Here is a 17447-nt window from a genome sequence, read left to right as displayed (position 1 = left end):
AAGGGATAAACGCTGAAAGCATCTAAGCGTGAAGCCCACCTCAAGATTAGATTTCCCATAGCGTAAGCTAGTAAGATCCCTTGAAGAACACAAGGTTGATAGGTTAGGGGTGTAAGCATGGTAACATGTTCAGCTGACTAATACTAATAGATCGAGGGCTTGACCAATATATATCAACTAATTCATGTGTAATTTTCAGAGAACATCTGAATTAAAAATATTCCGCGATAGCTCAATGGTGGAGCACTCGGCTGTTAACCGATAGGCTGGAGGTTCGAGTCCTCTTCGCGGAGCCATTTTTATTTTGAAGCAGAAGCTTCTTTTTTTTTGCTTTTAAATAAAATTTCGTAGTTTAATAAAATGAAATAAAATTGAATTTATGATAAATATTACTAAATTGTAATATTTATTTTAATCAATTGTAATATAAAATAAAGTATTAGATGCTATTATATTATTGGAGATAAATTATGGGGAAGAGGTTATAATGGGGATAAAAATAAAAAAAAGAAATTTAGTTGTTTTTGGTATTATAGGATTAGTAGGAATATTTATTGTTATGGGGTCATTGTATAAAAATGATGATAAAAAAGCAATAGCAGGTGAAATATCTAATGACTCAATTGAAACAAAAGAAGATATAAAGAAAAAAATGAGATTAGATATTTGTCTTTAGAAGAAGATTTATTTGCAGATGACGCTAAAGTAGTTGAGAAAAACATTAGAGATTTATTGACTGGCAAAAAAACTTTTCCTATTAGAGATGATGGAAAAAAGTTGCATATTTAACTTTTGATGATGGACCTTCAACAACTATAACACCAGATATTCTAAAAATTTTAAAAGAGGAAAATATAAAATAAACTTTTTTTATTTTAGGAAGTAGTTTAGATAAAAATGATAAAAGTAAAGAAATACTTAAAGAGATAGTTAAAGATGGACACGCTATTGCAAATCATACATATACACATGATTATAAAAAATTATATCATAATGGAAAAATAGATGTTCATTATTTTTTTTAAGAAATAGAGAAAACTAATAAATCTATCAAAAATGTAATTGGAGATAGTTTTAATAATAGAGTTATAAGGTTTCCAGGAGGATATTGGTCTTGGGATGGAAGAGAAGCTGTTAAAAGAAAATTAGAAGAGAAAAAATATTTTAATATTGATTGGAACACACTAAATGGTGATGCTGAAGGAGCAAAAATATCAGAACAAAATTTACTAAAAAAGCTTAAAGCAAGTGTAAATGAGTTGGGAGATAATGCAGATAATATAATTGTTTTAATGCATGATACTTATAATAAGGAGACTACGTTAAAATCATTGAAAGAATCTATTAAGTTTTTAAAAGAAAAAGGATTCGAGTTTAGAACAATAAAATAGAAGAATATGGCGTGAAATTTGATTATATATTAGATTTTACGCTTTTTTTATAAATAACTTTTTTATATTGATTTAGAAATTTTTGTAGATATAATATTAAATTTCAATTATGAATGAATATATATATGTCTTTGTAGATTAAATTACTTTAAATAGTTTATAATAAACGTAAGTATAAACTTATTTATATAAATATACAAAAATAGATCTAAATTAGTATAAATAAATTTAAAATATAAAAGATTAAGATAGAGGTGAGTTTTATGGCTAAAATACTTTTAGTAGAAGATGAAGTTAGTATAAGAGGATTTTTGAAAATAAATTTAATGAGAAATGATTTCGAAGTAATTGAAGCTGGTACAGGAGAAGATGGTATAAAAATGGCATTACAAGATAAGCCAGATGTTGCTGTGTTAGATGTTATGTTACCAGGAATAGATGGATTCCAAGTTTGTAATGAATTAAGAGCTAAGTATCCTGATTTAGGTATAATAATGCTTACTGCAAAAGGACAAGATATGGATAAAATTATGGGGCTTGAATATGGAGCTGATGACTATATAGTTAAGCCTTTTAATCCTTTAGAAGTTGTATTAAGAATTAAAGCTATACTTAGAAGAATTGAAAATAAAAATGAGGATAATAGAGATAAATTAATAAATGGTCCTTTTATTATAGATTTATATTCTCAAAAAATAACTAAAAATGGTCAAGAAATTGATTTAACTCCAAAGGAATATTTAATAATGAAAACTTTTATAGAAAATCCTAACAAAGCTTTTTCTAGAGATGAATTATTAAATTCAGTTTGGGGATATAATTATTTTGGAGATCCTAAAATAATAGATGTTAATATAAGAAGATTGAGATCAAAAATAGAAGATGATGCATCAAGTCCTAGTTATATACAAACAGTTTGGGGAATAGGTTATAGGTGGAAAGAATAAGGATGAAAAGTATTAAACATAAATTAATAAGAAATTTTCTAATAGTAATATTTTCAACAATAATAATTTTAGATGGATTGTTAGCTATATTCGTAAAGAAATACTATTATGATAATACTGAGGCTATGTTAATAAATCAAATTGATATAGCATCAAACTTTTATGATAGATACTATTCAACAACATCATTAATATCAAATATTTATGATAATGTTGATGCTTTTTGGAATCAAAGTACTGCTCAAGTTCAAATTTTTGATAAAAGCGGAAAACTTATAATGGATTCTATAGCAGCACATAATAATAAATCAGTTTATGAAGTAGCTGTACAGGATGCTTTAAAGGGAGTAACTAGTAGATGGGTTGGTAATGTTGATTATTGTCCTTACAAGGTAATGGCTGTTACTAAACCACTTATAGCTAATGGAAATATAATAGGAGTTATAAGATTTACTACTTCACTTCAAGATATAGATAAAGGAATTAATTCTATTATTAGCTTCTTTATTATTGTATCTACAGCTGTATTAATAATAGGTATTACATTAAGTTTAGTTATGGCTAAAAAAATTGTAGATCCAATATTAAAATTAGAAGATACAGCTAAAAAAATAGCAAGTGGAGATTTAAATCAAAAGAGTAATGTTGAAAGTGATGATGAAATTGGGCAACTAGCTAATACAATTGATTTTATGGCAGAGGAGATTAAAGAAAGAGAGAAAATGAAGGATGACTTTATATCTTCAGTTTCTCATGAGTTAAGAACTCCACTTACTGCAATAAAAGGATGGGTTATTACTTTAAAAGATGAAAATACAGATAAAGAAACATTAGATCTTGGATTTAGTATTATAGAAAAAGAAACTGATAGATTATCTTCAATGGTTGAAGAATTATTAGATTTCTCTAGATTAACTGGTGGTAAAATTGCATTAAGAAATACAATTGTTAATTTAAATGATTTTGCAAATCACATAGATGCATATATGAGGCCTAGAGCAAATAGAGAAATGATAATTTTTAACCTTGATAATAAAGTTGGAAACTTAAATATTAATATGGATATAGATAGAATGAAACAAGTTTTAATTAATATTTTAGATAATGCTTTTAAATTTACTGAGCCAAATGGATGTGTAAATCTGATATTTGATCAAGATGATAAAAACGTGTTTATTAAGGTTAAAGATAATGGATGTGGAATACCAGAAGAAGAATTACCAAGGGTAAAGGAGAAATTCTATAAAGGAAGCAATGCTAAATCTAATGCGGGGATTGGGTTATCAATAGCAGATGAAATTGTTAAGCTTCATGGAGGAGAGTGCGAAATAGAAAGTACTTATTTAGAAGGAACTGAAGTAACTATTAAGCTTCCAAAAATAATGGAGGAAATTAGTATATGAGAGGAAAAATAGTTATAATATTGGCTATATTAGCTATTTTTATATTAGCTTTAGCTGGCTGTGAAAGAGTGCCAGGAACAAATATGCTTAAGATAAAACCTCCTGTAAATGATGATCTCTCAATAGCAGGAGAATGGAAAGTTGAAACTTATAAGGTTTTAGAAAATAATATGTATCCTAAAGGTGATATCAATAAGTTAATAAATAAAAAAATATATATAAGCGATAGTATGGTTAATATTGATAGTCAAATATTTAAAAATGTAAATTATAAATTAAAGGTTGTAGAAGGAAATTATTGCATTTCATATCAATCAAAATATAATGTATCAAATTTAGGAGTAAATAATGTTAATGTAATAACTGCAGCTGATAAGAATAATGTTATATTTGATTTTTTTAGTATAGATAGTACAGAAGGATATGTATATTATAGAGGAATATTGCTTAAAGTTAAAAAAATAGGTGATATTAAAGATCAAGATTTTATAGCAAGTGATGGTGAGGCAAATATAAATAGTCTTTCAGTAAATGAAGATAGTTCTGAAACTGGAGTATTAATGGGACTTAAAGTTCCTATTAAAACTGATAGTGGAAAAACAGGATATAAATATATGACATTGTGGATAAACTATAAAGATAATAAGGTAAACATACATGAAGCTCCTTATATTTTATTCCCAAGAATGACAGGAATGTGGACTGTTTTCCCTAGATATACTTATGAAAATGGATTTTATAAACAATTTTTTGATGTAAATCCTTTAAACGGAAAGCAGAAGGACAATGTTCCTAAAACTTTAGATGGAAATTATAATTTATATCAAAGTATAAATTATATAGGAAATGATTATATTGGGTTAGAAACATATAAAGGAAATGATTTTAAAGGTGAATATCCTTATTATAAAATGGTACCAATTGATATATTCTCATCAAATAAAGGAGTAGCACTAGAAGATATTTATAATAATCAAATAAATCCTGTATTTTCAGCCTCTTTCCAAAGTGAACTTAATAATTTAAATCCAAATCAAAAGAAACTCGTTGATAATAATGTTAATTATAAGAATTTTACGCTTTTGAGGCAACAAGGTAAATGGATTATACAAGGGAAAATATCACCTGTAAATGATAATTATCCATCATATAATTTTGATACAAATATAAAGCCAAATGCAAATTTAGTTAAGTATGATACTTTATATGTACCTTGGAGATTATTAAGAGCAGATATGCCAACTATAGAAGATGCTTATACATCACCAAATGGAAAATTAGCTATAATATTAATAAAAGGGGAACTATTAGTTTATAAAATAAATAATAATAATAAATTAGAAGGAAGCCCTATATTCAGATATGATTTAAATGAAGGAGCTAAAGTAATAATGGCAGAATGGTGTTCAGGTGATTATGTAACTTATTGGAATACATCGTTTGAAGAATATAAAAAGAAAGTAGAGGAGGAGTAATATGTTATCAAAAGAAGTAGTAGGAAAAGTTTTATCAGAATGTATGATAACAGGTGGAGATTTTGCTGAAATATTTGTAGAGGATTCTATTATTAATTCTTTAGGAATATTAGATGGAAAAGTTGAAAATATTATTGGTGGAAGAAGTTATGGAGTAGGAATAAGAATATTTAAGGGGCTAAAGAGTGTATATGCTTATACTAATGATAATTCATTAACTAGTCTTTTAGATACAGCTCATAAAGCAGCAGTAGCATTAGGTGAGCTTAAAGCTAATATGGATATTGTATTAAATGATAAGATAATAGTTCCTAATAAACATATAATAAAATTTTATCCAGAAGCAGTTGATTATAGCAAAAAAATAGATATTATGAAAATTGCTTATAATAAAGCAAAAGATTATAGCACAGATATTACAAAAGTAAGTGTTAGTTATACTGATAAAGACCAAAAGGTTATGATTGCAAATACTGATGGAACATTTGTAGAAGATAGAAGAGTTAGAACAAGACTTGGAATAAATGCTATTGCATCAAAAGATGGAGAAAACCAAACTGGATTTGAAGGACCAGGAAGATGTAAGGGATTCGAAATGTTTGAAGAAGTAGATCCAGAAAGATATGCAGTAGAAGCTGCTAGAACTGCTGTAACAATGCTTCATGCTAAAGAATGTCCAGCTGGAAAAATGACAGTTGCTATTGATAATGGATTTGGTGGAGTTATATTCCATGAGGCTTGTGGACATTCTTTAGAAGCTACATCAGTTGCTAAAGGAAATTCAGAATTTGCAGGGAAATTAGGAGAGCAAATTGCATCAACTAAAGTTACTGCAATAGATGATGGAACAATACCTAATTCATGGGGATCTATTAATATTGATGATGAAGGTACTCCTTCAAATAAAAATATTCTTATTGAAAATGGAATATTAAAAGGATATATGATAGATAAATTAAATGGTAGAAGAATGAATATGGCACCAACAGGGAATTCAAGAAGACAAAGCTATAAATATGCTCCAACTTCAAGAATGACTAATACTTATATTCAAGCAGGAACTGATAAGCCAGAAGATATAATTAAATCTATTGAAAATGGGCTTTATGCTAAGAAAATGGGTGGAGGTTCAGTAAATCCAGTAACAGGTGAATTTAACTTTAATGTTGCAGAAGGATATTTAGTTAAAGATGGTGTTATTGGTGATGCTGTTAGAGGAGCTTCACTTATAGGTAAAGGAAGCCAAGTTTTAATGGATATTGATATGGTTGGAACTAATGGGCTTCAAGCTCAAGGAATGTGTGGTTCATCATCAGGAAGTGTTCCTGTAAATGTTGGTCAACCAATGATTAGAGTAAAAGAAATTACAGTAGGTGGAAGATAGGAGGTGCAGTAAATGGAGTTTAAAGAATTTAAAGAAAAACTTTTCAATAAATCAAGAGAAGAAGGATTAGAAGAATTTGAAATATATTTTTCTGATAAAGAAAGTTTAAGTATAAACATTTATAAAGAAGAGGTTGAAAAATATAGTCTAAATAAATCTTTTGGAGTTTCGTTTAGAGCAAAAATAAATGAAAAAATGGGTTATTCTTATACAGAGATAATTGATGAGGCATCAATAGATATGCTTATAAATAATGCAAAAGCTGCAGCTCTTTATATAGAAGATGATGATAAACAATTTATTTATGAAGGCGATAAAGAATACTCAAAAGTTGAAAATTATCATCCGCAATTAGAAAATATTGAAGCTGATAAGTTAATTGAACTTGGAATTCAAATGGAAAAGGAATGTAAAAAAGAAAGTGATAAAATAGCTAATTTTGGTGGATGTGGAATAGGCTATGTTAATGTTAAGTATGGTTTAATGAATTCAAAAGGATTAGAACTTACTGATAAATCAAATCTTTTAACTGCATATATAGTTCCAATATTAGATATAGATGATGTTAAATATGATGGATTTGGTTATTCTGTAGCAAAATCAATAGAAGATGTAAATCCTAATAAAATAGCTAAAATGGCTATAAAAGAAGCTATGGATAAAGTTGGAGCTAAAACTATAGAATCTAAAAAATATAAAACTGTAATAAAAAATGAAGCTATGGTTTCACTTCTTCAATCTTTCTGGTCAATATTTGATGGAGATTTAGCTCAAAAAGGTATTTCACTTTTAGGTGGAAAAGAAGGAGAAATTATTGCCTCAGATAAACTTACTATAATAGATAATCCACTTATGAAAGATGGATTAGCATCAGTAGCTTTTGATGATGAGGGAGTAGCTACATTTAAGAAATCAATAATAGAAAATGGTAAACTAGTAACACTTCTTCATAATTTAAAAACAGCTAATAAAGTTAATAGAAAGTCAACTGGAAGTGGATTTAAAAATTCATATGCATCACCTGTTAGCGTAGGGCCAACAAATTTCTATATTGAAGAAGGAGCTACTACTTTTGAACAACTTTTAGAAGAAGTTAAAGATGGGCTTATAGTTACTGAATTTTCAGGGCTTCATTCAGGAGCAAATTCAATAACAGGAGATTTCTCATTAGCAGCTAAAGGATTCTTGATAGTAGATGGAAAGCAAGGAAGACCAGTAGAACAAATAACTGTAGCTGGTAATTTCTTTGAGTTATTAAAGAATATTCAAGTTGTATGTTCAGATATAAAATTCCCAATGACTAGTTTTGGATCACCTTCAATCTATGTTGGAGAAATGTCTGTAGCAGGAGAATAGGTTATAGAAATTTTATTTAAATAAAAACTTTAAAAATTATAATATTTTTAAATAATAAAACTCTCATGAAATAATCATGAGAGTTTTTTAATTTAAATAACTATTTATTTAAATTATATAGTTAAATAAAGATTTTATTAAAGAATACTTTATTAATGAGTATAATTTGCTCTAATCATTTTATCAGACATTTGAGGACTTTCTTCTATAAGCTTTATTTGTTCAGAAGTTAAGTCTTTTAAATTTCCAACTACTTTTCCATTATTAAGGACAGCATATGATCTATTAGTATTTAATAAATTTCTACCAAGTGCAGTATTTTCGTATTCACTTGAAGGAATTCCAAGAGCATATAGAAGAGTTGGCATTATATCAATTTGTCCACCAACAGTATCAAAAGTTTTTGGAGCAACTTTACTATTTGGCTCATATAAAATTAATGGAACAGTTGGATTTCCTTTATCATCAAACCAAGGTTCTTTAGTTTTTAAAGAATCTATACTGCTTTGATAATATTTATGAACTCCAGTATGGTCACCAACTATAGCAATTATACTATTTTGTAATAAACCAGCTTTTTCAAGCTCTGTTAAGAAGTTTCCTATTTGCTCATCAGTATAATGAACACTTTCTAAGTATCCACCCATTTCTGTTTTATCTAAATCATCAGGTAAATTTAATTTTCTCATATTTTTTGGTAAATCAAATGGACCATGATTAGTTAAAGTTACTGTAAAACCATAGAAAGGTTGTTTAAGTTTTTCTAGCATAGGAACTACTTGTTTAAAGTAAGTTTTATCACTAAGTCCCATTCCAACTAATTCATCAGGATTAAATGAGTGGAAGTCAATAAAGTTTTCAAATCCTAATCCAGGTAATCCTTTTGAATAATTCCAGAAAGAACCTTTATCAGGATGAATAGCTACTGATTCATATCCGTTTTTATCAAGTATTCTTGGCATTGAGTTATAATCTCTAACTGGATATCTAAAGAAAGTTGAACCACGTCTTAAAGGTAACATTGATGTATTTACCATTAAGTCAGAGTCAGAGCTTGTACCTTCATTAACTTGTTCATATATATTAGGGAAGTAAATGCCATGTTTTATTAAATTATCCATTACAGGAGTAATTTCTTTTCCATTTATTTTTTGTCCCATAACAAAGCTTTCAAGTGATTCAACTTGAATAACTATTAAATTTTTACCTTTTGCCATTCCAAAATATTCATTGTTTTTTAAATTTTCATTTTTGAATTTATAGTAATCATTTATTTGAGTTTTTTCTTCATTACTAAGCTCATAAGGCTTAGAATCTTTATATACATTTATTGCATCCATTATATGATAACCTATAGGTGAAAAATATTTCACTGTATTTGTTGGGTCATAATTATCGAAAAAATACGCATTTTTTACATTTTTATTTCCCAGGACATAAAGATTGAATGGAACATAAGCAATAAATAAAATTGGAATTATTAAAGTTGCAATGAAAGTCTTAATAGCTCTTTTCTTTCTATTTATGTAAGATTTTCTAGTAAAGAAAACATAAATCGCCATTATTATAAAATCTATAAAGAATAATAAATCATATGGACTAAATAAAGATAAAATAGTACCAGATAGATTATCTAAATTTGCTGTTTGAGTTAATATTAAAACTGATGGAACTGTTAAAAATCCTCTAAAATAACATAAATCTACTAGTGTTAAAATAGTTAAAATTAAGTCTATAATAAATAGATAAATAACTCGTCCCTTTCCTTTAAAAAGCAATGAAAAGCTTAAAAATATAAGAGTAAAAGCAAAATAGTAACCTAGGCAATAACGTGTACCTGAGAAACCGAGTTTAAAATTTAGTTTATAAGGATCGGAGTTTAAAATAAACCCTTGAAGAAGGATTCCTTTTATTACGATTCCGAATAATGGTATTAAAAATAATATTGATCTAAAGATTTGGTCTTTATTAATATTTTTTAATGAAAAATTTTTAATATCTTTAATCATTTGAAAACTCCTTAATAATATTATCTTTCTAAATTATAGTACATACATTACAGAATATCAATAAATTAGAAATTTAAGAATTTAAACGTATTTAGATTTAAAAGATATGTAATTAATTATGAATTAGTGTATAAGTAAAGAAGAAATAATACTTTAAAAATGATATAATATAGTAAAAAAAGAGGTGTATATATGGAAAAAATAAATTGTAAAGGTCTTTTATGTCCAAAACCTGTAATAGAAACAAAAAAATATTTTGATAATATAGAAAAGGGAACAGCTATTGTAATTGTTGATAATGAAATTGCTAATTCAAATGTATTAAGATTTGCAGAAGGTGCGGGATATAAAGCATCTAGTGAAGAAATTAATGGAGAGTTTAATATAACTATAGAAAAAGGAAGTACTTCAGCAAAGAAAGAAGAGGTAGATGGTTTTTCTATAGTAATTACTACAGATAAATTAGGAGAAGGTAATGATGAATTAGGAAAAACATTAATGAAGAGTTATCTTTATGCTTTATCAGAAAGTGATAAGTTTCCAGATGAATTAATATTTTTAAATGGTGGAGTTAAACTTACAACAGAAGGTAGTAATGTTATAGAGAGTATAAATGAAATTAAAAATAAAGGAACAAAAGTTATAAGCTGTGGAGCATGTCTAGATTTTTATGATTTAAAAGATAAACTTCTAGTTGGAGAAATAGGAAATATGTATACAATCGTAGAAATAATGAATAGTAAGAGGGTAATAAAATTATAAGATTACTTTACATTAAGGGAGGAATAATGTATGAAGGAATATGATTTAATTATAGTTGGAGCTGGAATATCAGGTATGAATGCTGCTCTAAAAGCTCTAGAAAGTGGAATTGAGAAAGTTCTTATTTTAGAGAGAGAAGAAAACTATGGTGGTATATTAAATCAATGTATACATTGTGGATTCTCTTTAAATGGTGAAATGATAACAGGACCAGAAGTGGTAGAGAATATAAAAGAGCAATTAGATAAATATAATTATGAAATGAAGCTTAAATCAACTGTTTTAGACGTAGCTAAAAATAAAAAAGTAACATATATAAATGAGCAAGATGGAATATCTATAGTAAAAACAAAGGCACTTATAATAGCTACAGGATGTAGAGAAAGATATACAGGAAGTGTGCTTATACCTACAAGTAAATTTACAGGAGTATTTACTATAGGAAATGCACATAGGATAATAACTATAGATGGAATATTACCTGGAAAAAATCCGGTTATTATAGCAAATAGTAAATGGGCATTAATTTTAGCTAGAAGAGTAGAACTAGAGGGAGGAAATGTTAAAGCATTAATAGTAAATCCAGATAGCGGATATAAAATTTCTGATGAGGATAGGAAAATAATAGAAGGTTTTGATATTAACTTGCTAGAAAACTCAAAGCTTATAGAGGTAGCTGGTAGAAAAAGAGTAGATAGTGTTAAAGTAATTGATTTAAAGACTTTTGAAGAAAAAGAATTTGAATGTGATTCTCTATTCTTATCTGTTGGATATTATCCTGAAATAGGAATGTTAGAAAAATTAGATATTGAAATGGATAAAATAAATAAAAGCTTAAAAGTAAATAATTATAGAACTTCAATAGAATGGATTTTTGCATGTGGTAATGTGATTTATGGAGCTAGGTGTGTTGAAGTTAAAGAAATTGAGGGAAAATTGGCAGGGACTGAGGCACATAAGTACCTAGAATCCCTTAAAAAAGCTTAATAATTTCATTAAACATAAGAGTGTTACCTAAAGCATTTAAATGAATACCATCTAAAAATATTCCTTTAGATAAGTTTGATTTTGATAATGTATAAAAATCAACTATATCTAGAGGATATTTTTCTTTTAAATCATTTATTTTATCTTTTAAAATAGGTAGATTTTTAACTGTATAATCATAATAAGAAGAAGGAGAAAATAGATTTTCAGCTAAGTCTTTTAAAATAATTGGAGGTATACCAATTATTATCTTAGAATTAATTTCTATTAAATCTTTAATCATAAGTTCTAAGTTTCCAATAATATAATTAACATCTCTACCAGATAAAAGATCATTAGTTCCACACATAATAAATGTAGTTTTAGGATTATGTGAAATAACATCTCTATAATATCTAGATAAAATTCCACTTGAAGTATCTCCATTTACTCCTTTATTTAAAATTTTTTTATCAGGAAGTGCTTCAGAAACTTTAAAAACAAAAGAATCTTTCTTAGAAATTCCGTAACCAAAAGTTAAGCTGTCCCCAATAAAAATTATAGTATCTAAATTCATAAAAATCCTCCCTTAAAATAGATTAGAAAAGCAAGCTCTACAAATTAAAGTTTTCCCACCATTTCCTTTTAAATATTCACCTTCTTTAAGATATTTATTACAAATTTCACATTGTAATTTTTCTTTAGAGGCTTTAGGTGAATCTTTTTTTTCAGATTTCTTTTTATCTGATGTTTTTAAAGTTTTAGAATTTTTTATAGGTGAATATATTGTTTTTTCAGTTGGAGTTTCTTTTTTATTTATTGAATAAGATATATCATAAGAACTTTCCGCAAATAATTCTAATTCAAATCTTGGATTTTCTTTATCATAATATTCTTCAACAAAAATTTTTTTTATTTGAGCGTCATTGACTATAAGTCCACTTTTCTCAATTCCATCAAATATACTTTTAGATATATTTATTGTATCAGGATGTCTTTTTTCACTTTTATAAAAAACCTTTAATATTGCAATTAAACCTTCTTCTAATACTATCTTAGGATTTTGTAATCTTGCAACATAAGCTATTTCTTGTTCATATAAAGCGTATCTATCATGGTATTTACCGGTATTGTAAGGAAGAATAGCTCTTCCATCCTTGTTATGTAATTTAAAATTTGATTTTGTTATTGGAGATCCATTAACAATTATTTTTGCATAATCTGACATAATACTACTCCTTATGGGTATAATTAAAATAAAAGTTATTTTAGATTATTTTAACATACATTATTAAAATATACTGAATAACATAGTATATAATTGATAATAGAGTGTATATGAAGTATAATTACAAATAGTGAATTTACTTTTAAGGAAGTTTAAACGAGGTAAAGAGTAATGGATAAAAAAACAATATTATCAATAGAATCAAGTTGTGACGAAACTTCTGCTGCTGTTGTTGTAAATGGTAGAGAAGTATTATCAAATATAATATCAACTCAAATAGAAACTCATAAAAAGTTTGGAGGAGTTGTTCCAGAAGTTGCATCAAGAATGCATACTGAAGTTATTAATGAAGTAGTACAAAAAGCTTTAAAAGAAGCTAATGTTACATTAGAAGATATAGATGCAATTGGAGTTACTTATGGACCAGGACTAGTAGGAGCATTATTAGTTGGACTTCAATATGCAAAAGGTTTAGCTATGGCAACTAAAAAGCCCTTAATAGGAGTAAATCATATTGAAGGACATATTTCAGCCAATTACATACAACATAAAGATTTAAAACCACCATTTGTTTCATTAGTAGTATCAGGTGGTCATACTTTTATAGTTTATGTTAAAGATTACGGAGTTTATGAAGTAATTGGTCAAACAAGAGATGATGCAGCTGGAGAAGCTTATGATAAAGTTGCAAGAGCTTTAGGGCTTGGATATCCAGGAGGACCAAAGATAGATAAACTAGCAAAAGAAGGGAATCCTTATGCAATAGATTTCCCAAGAGCAAGATTTGCTCATGAAGAAACTTTAGATTTTTCATTTAGTGGAGTTAAATCAGCAGTATTAAATTATTTAAATAAAGCTAAAATGCAAGGTATTGAAGTTAATAAAGCTGATGTTGCAGCATCTTTCCAAAATGCAGTTGTTAGTGTATTAAAAGATAATGTATTCTTAACTTGTGAGAAAAAAGGTTTAGATAAAATTGCAATAGCAGGTGGAGTAGCATCAAATTCAGCTCTTAGAGAAGCATTAATAAGTGAAGGTGAAGAAAAAGGAATAAAAATTCTTTTCCCAGCACCAATTCTTTGTACAGATAATGCAGCAATGATTGGTAGTGCTGCTTATTTTAGATTTATAAAAGGAGAGGAGTCAAGTTTAGATTTAAATGCAAAACCAAATCTAAAATTATAGACTTAAAAGAGATTAATGAGTTTATTAGCAGAATCAAACAGTTTGAAAAAAATTAATATGAGAGAAAAAGTTCCAATGACAGTAAAAATAAAGAGAATTATTTATATAATAATAGCTATATTTGCTATTGGATTTGGAATTCAATTAGTATACAATTTTGTTTCAGGTGAAATGATTAAGACAAAGAATACATATGTAACTATAGATACAAAAAAAGTATATTATCATGCAGCTGGAGCAGGAGATTATACAGTTATTTTTAGTAATCCTATAGGTACTAATATGTATGAATGGAATAAAGCTATAGAAAGCCTAGATAAATTAGGAGTTAGGACTTTTGTATATAATAGAAATGGTTATGGATTAAGTGATGGAAGTGAAAAAATGACTCCTAAAGAACAAGCAGAGCAATTAGAAAAAGTTCTAAAGAAAGCTGCTATAACAGGAAATTATATATTAGTTGGAGAAGGTTACGGAAGTTTAGTTTTAACTAATTTTGCAAAAGAGCATCCTAATAATGTAAAGGGAGTAGTTTTAATAAATCCAATAAATGAGGCTAATAAATCAGAGTATCATAATTTTAAGAATTTAATGTCTCTTGGAGGGAAAAAAATACAAGCAATAGGAGCTAATTTTACTTTAACTTGGTTGTTAGATAAGATTGGGCTTGCGACAAATTATCCAGATTTTGAAAAGAATCTTACTAATGAAAAAGAAAAAGATCAATATGATTGGTTAAAGAATAAAGCTCCATATAGAAAAGCTATATATAATGAATCAAAAAATCTATATGATATGAGTAGTAATAGCGAAACAAAAGGAATGTTTAATAATATTCCATTATATATAATAAGCAATATAAAAGATAATCCTTTGAAAGATTTAGGAAGTAAAGATTATACAACTGAATTTTATACAGATTATTCAGGACATTCCTTTGCAAGTGAAAATCCTAAAGATGTTTCATCAGCTATTACTAGAGTAGTTGATCAAGCAATTAGAATAAATGCAAGAGAAAAAGAAAACAATAAATAAATATAAAAAGTATTAAATTTATATTTTTGGTGAATAATACCTAGTGGAATGCTAGGTATTATTTTTTTTACGAAATGACATAAAAATGACACAAAAATTTAATATAATATTGTATATAATAGGAAATAAAATGGAGGGAGAAATAATAATGGAGAGCAATGAATTTAGAAATGAACATGAAAATATAGAAGAAACAAATAATTTTTCGCCTGATAAAAAGAAAAAACGAGGAAAAGGAAAAATATTTATAGGCGTAATAGTAGTAATTTTAATTTCTTTTATATCTGGAATAGTTGGAGGGGGAATAACTTATTATTTCTTAAAGAAGAATAATAATATTACTACGCAAAGTTCGCCAGATTTTAAAACTACATCACCAATGACAATTCAAGAAGTATATAAAAAAGTAGCACCAGCAGTAGTAATAGTTTCAACTAAAAGTGTTGCACTGACAAATGGAATATTCCCAGAAGAAGTAGAAGGAATCGGGTCAGGATTTATAATAAATGAAAATGGTGAAATTTTAACTAACTACCATGTAGTAAAAGGAGCAAAAGAAGTTCATGTAACTTTAAGTACAGGAAAAGAAGTACCTGCTGAAGTTGTGAATTATGATGAAGCACAAGATATAGCTTTATTAAAACTTAAAGAAAAAATTAAAGTTCCAGCAGTTGCAGAGCTTGGAAATTCAGATAATCTTCAACCAGGTCAAACAGTTGTTGCTATAGGAACTCCTCTTTCAAAAGAATTTGCAAGTACAATAACACAAGGGATAATAAGTGCAGTTGGAAGAACTGTTGATACTAAAACTGGAAAACAAATAAATCTTATTCAAACTGATGCAGCAATAAATCCTGGAAATAGTGGAGGACCACTTGTTAATGCTGAAGGTCAAGTAATAGGAATTAATACATTAAAAGTTAGTGGAGGAGCAGAAGGTTTAGGATTTGCAATTCCAATAAATGAAGTTAAATCAAAACTTGACGTTTTATCAAAGCCAGCAATAATGCTTGGAATAGAAATAGTTCCAATAGATAAGAAATTATCTGAAGAAAAAGGATTGCCAGAAGGTATATATGTTGCAGGAGTAAATAATTTCTCATCAGCTCAAAAAGGTGGAATGAAACCAGGAGATGTAATTATCTCATTTGATGGAAAGAGAGTAAAAACTGCAGAAGAATTAAATAAAATAAAAGAAACTAAAAATGTTGGAGATAAAGTACCTGTAGTAGTAGAACGTGATGGTAAAAAGGTAGATTTAACTCTTACAATGGAAAATTAAAATAAAAACTTATTAAAAAATAAATATATTTTTAGTAAGTTAAATTTAAAAATAAAGCTAGTCTTAAGGGATTAGCTTTATTTTTATGCCCTTTTACAAAAAATTAACAAGTGTGTAAAAGAAAAAATAGTGTGCTTAATAAATACACACTATATAGAGAGAAAAATAGTTAGGAAAACGGCTACATTTTACTACAAATAAAGTATATTAAAAAAGAATTCATAATTTGGCATACAACTTGCTATATATAATAGTGTGATAACTGATAAAAGGGTTTTAAAATATAAAATAAAAATTACCAGAATATGAGGGGGATACTATTATGAAAAAAATATTATTATGTTGTTCAGCAGGAATGTCAACAAGTCTTTTAGTAACAAAAATGGAAGCAGCTGCAAGAGAACAAGGAATTGAATGTCAAATAGCAGCATATTCAGAAGCAGATGTAAAAAATCATGAAGACGAAATGGATGTTTTATTATTAGGACCACAAGTTAGATTCTTATTTAACAAAATGAGAGAAAAATATGAGCCAGCTGGAATACCAGTAGATGTAATAAACACAGTTGATTATGGAACAATGAATGGAGCAAAAGTTTTAGCTCACGCATTAAAATTATTAGAAAAATAATAAAATTTATATTACTTGATTGGGAGAGTGCATAGTATGGAGGAAGTTATATTGAATCTTATGGCTCATAGTGGTGAAGCCAAAAGTTATGCAATGGAAGCTATAAATGCTTCTAAAAATAATAGATTTGAAAAATCAGAGTACTTACTTCAAAAAGCTAATGAAGAGCTTGCCTATGCACAACTTTCACAATCAACTTTAATGCAAAATGAGAAAAATGACAGCAGTCTTAAAATCTCATTATTATCAGTACAAGCGCAAGATCAATTAATGACAAGTATGTTTTTAATTGATGTTGCAAAAGAATTGATAAGTTTATATTTAAAGATAAATTGAAATTATGAACTCTAATGGTAGCATTAGAGTTCATTGACTATATTTTAAGGAGAGTAG

The 17447-nt window shown here is 27.3% G+C and carries 18 protein-coding genes, 1 tRNA gene and 1 pseudogene; 17 read left to right on the top strand and 3 right to left on the bottom strand.

The features are described 5' to 3' along the window. The first annotated feature begins 221 nt into the window (after positions 1–221). From HMPREF1092_RS10860 to HMPREF1092_RS10825, 10 genes and pseudogenes are all read left to right on the top strand, one after another. Positions 222–296, top strand: a tRNA-Asn gene (locus HMPREF1092_RS10860). Between the two features lie 191 nt (positions 297–487). Next, entirely contained in the window at positions 488–676 is a 189-nt protein-coding gene (locus HMPREF1092_RS10855) for a hypothetical protein (RefSeq protein ID WP_002598723.1), read from the top strand. Next, on the top strand, positions 667–789 hold the full coding sequence (locus HMPREF1092_RS17690; protein ID WP_278244367.1) for a hypothetical protein: 123 nt from the start codon (positions 667–669) through the stop codon (positions 787–789). The genes HMPREF1092_RS10855 and HMPREF1092_RS17690 overlap by 10 nt, the downstream gene beginning before the upstream one ends. Before the next feature lie 26 nt (positions 790–815). Next, positions 816–1025, top strand: a pseudogene (locus tag HMPREF1092_RS17810) (polysaccharide deacetylase family protein). A gap of 234 nt (positions 1026–1259) precedes the next feature. Then, on the top strand, positions 1260–1391 hold the full coding sequence (locus HMPREF1092_RS17685; protein ID WP_278244366.1) for a polysaccharide deacetylase family protein: 132 nt from the start codon (positions 1260–1262) through the stop codon (positions 1389–1391). Positions 1392–1654: 263 nt separating this feature from the next. Beyond that, complete coding sequence (locus HMPREF1092_RS10845) at positions 1655–2338, top strand: response regulator transcription factor (RefSeq protein ID WP_002598722.1); 684 nt, start codon at positions 1655–1657, stop codon at positions 2336–2338. A gap of 2 nt (positions 2339–2340) precedes the next feature. Continuing rightward, positions 2341–3741, top strand: a complete 1401-nt coding sequence (locus tag HMPREF1092_RS10840) for a sensor histidine kinase (protein WP_002598721.1) — start codon at positions 2341–2343, stop codon at positions 3739–3741. Continuing rightward, positions 3738–5216 carry a hypothetical protein gene (locus HMPREF1092_RS10835; RefSeq protein ID WP_002598720.1) on the top strand — a complete coding sequence of 493 codons (1479 nt, stop codon included), beginning with the start codon at positions 3738–3740 and terminating at the stop codon, positions 5214–5216. Before HMPREF1092_RS10840 ends, HMPREF1092_RS10835 begins: the two co-directional genes overlap by 4 nt. 1 nt (position 5217) lies before the next feature. Beyond that, the gene (locus HMPREF1092_RS10830; RefSeq protein WP_002598719.1) at positions 5218–6600 is read left to right on the top strand and encodes a TldD/PmbA family protein; all 1383 of its coding nucleotides are present in this window, start codon (positions 5218–5220) and stop codon (positions 6598–6600) included. Positions 6601–6612: 12 nt separating this feature from the next. Next, positions 6613–7956 (top strand): TldD/PmbA family protein, encoded by a 1344-nt coding sequence (locus tag HMPREF1092_RS10825; RefSeq protein ID WP_002598718.1) that lies wholly within the window; start codon positions 6613–6615, stop codon positions 7954–7956. A 152-nt stretch (positions 7957–8108) separates the two neighbouring features. Here the strand turns inward: HMPREF1092_RS10825 and HMPREF1092_RS10820 are convergent, their stop codons facing one another. Next, complete coding sequence (locus HMPREF1092_RS10820) at positions 8109–9965, bottom strand: LTA synthase family protein (protein ID WP_002598717.1); 1857 nt, start codon at positions 9963–9965, stop codon at positions 8109–8111. 192 nt (positions 9966–10157) lie between these two features. Here HMPREF1092_RS10820 and yedF point away from each other — a divergent pair, with 192 nt between their 5' ends. Both yedF and HMPREF1092_RS10810 read left to right on the top strand, forming a co-directional pair. Beyond that, positions 10158–10727, top strand: a complete 570-nt coding sequence (gene yedF / locus HMPREF1092_RS10815; protein ID WP_002598716.1) for a sulfurtransferase-like selenium metabolism protein YedF — start codon at positions 10158–10160, stop codon at positions 10725–10727. 30 nt (positions 10728–10757) lie between these two features. Next, positions 10758–11714 carry an NAD(P)/FAD-dependent oxidoreductase gene (locus tag HMPREF1092_RS10810; protein ID WP_002598715.1) on the top strand — a complete coding sequence of 319 codons (957 nt, stop codon included), beginning with the start codon at positions 10758–10760 and terminating at the stop codon, positions 11712–11714. Here HMPREF1092_RS10810 and HMPREF1092_RS10805 read toward each other — a convergent pair. Both HMPREF1092_RS10805 and HMPREF1092_RS10800 read right to left on the bottom strand, forming a co-directional pair. Further along, positions 11701–12270 (bottom strand): GDSL-type esterase/lipase family protein, encoded by a 570-nt coding sequence (locus HMPREF1092_RS10805; RefSeq protein ID WP_002598714.1) that lies wholly within the window; start codon positions 12268–12270, stop codon positions 11701–11703. The genes HMPREF1092_RS10810 and HMPREF1092_RS10805 overlap by 14 nt on opposite strands. A 12-nt stretch (positions 12271–12282) precedes the next feature. Continuing rightward, positions 12283–12921 carry a RusA family crossover junction endodeoxyribonuclease gene (locus HMPREF1092_RS10800; RefSeq protein WP_002598713.1) on the bottom strand — a complete coding sequence of 213 codons (639 nt, stop codon included), beginning with the start codon at positions 12919–12921 and terminating at the stop codon, positions 12283–12285. 171 nt (positions 12922–13092) lie between these two features. On the opposite strand from HMPREF1092_RS10800, the gene tsaD reads away from it, so the two are divergent. The 5 genes from tsaD (at position 13093) to HMPREF1092_RS10775 (ending at position 17390) form a co-directional block, all read left to right on the top strand. Continuing rightward, a complete protein-coding gene (tsaD, locus tag HMPREF1092_RS10795) occupies positions 13093–14106 on the top strand; it encodes a tRNA (adenosine(37)-N6)-threonylcarbamoyltransferase complex transferase subunit TsaD (protein ID WP_002598712.1) in 1014 nt (337 codons plus the stop codon). 15 nt (positions 14107–14121) lie between these two features. Beyond that, positions 14122–15141 carry an alpha/beta fold hydrolase gene (locus HMPREF1092_RS10790; protein ID WP_002598711.1) on the top strand — a complete coding sequence of 340 codons (1020 nt, stop codon included), beginning with the start codon at positions 14122–14124 and terminating at the stop codon, positions 15139–15141. A gap of 148 nt (positions 15142–15289) precedes the next feature. Continuing rightward, positions 15290–16423 (top strand): S1C family serine protease, encoded by a 1134-nt coding sequence (locus HMPREF1092_RS10785; protein WP_186003715.1) that lies wholly within the window; start codon positions 15290–15292, stop codon positions 16421–16423. Positions 16424–16745: 322 nt separating this feature from the next. Beyond that, positions 16746–17054, top strand: coding sequence for a PTS sugar transporter subunit IIB (locus HMPREF1092_RS10780; RefSeq protein ID WP_002598709.1), 309 nt, complete (start codon positions 16746–16748; stop codon positions 17052–17054). A gap of 36 nt (positions 17055–17090) precedes the next feature. After that, the gene (locus tag HMPREF1092_RS10775; protein ID WP_002598708.1) at positions 17091–17390 is read left to right on the top strand and encodes a PTS sugar transporter subunit IIA; all 300 of its coding nucleotides are present in this window, start codon (positions 17091–17093) and stop codon (positions 17388–17390) included. Positions 17391–17447 lie beyond the last annotated feature (57 nt).

Origin of the sequence: Clostridium thermobutyricum (assembly GCF_000371465.1) — a bacterium.
In the GTDB taxonomy this organism is placed as follows: Bacteria; Bacillota; Clostridia; order Clostridiales; family Clostridiaceae; genus Clostridium; species Clostridium thermobutyricum.
Note: the sequence above shows the minus strand (reverse complement) of the source record. Positions and strands in the feature narration are given on the sequence as shown.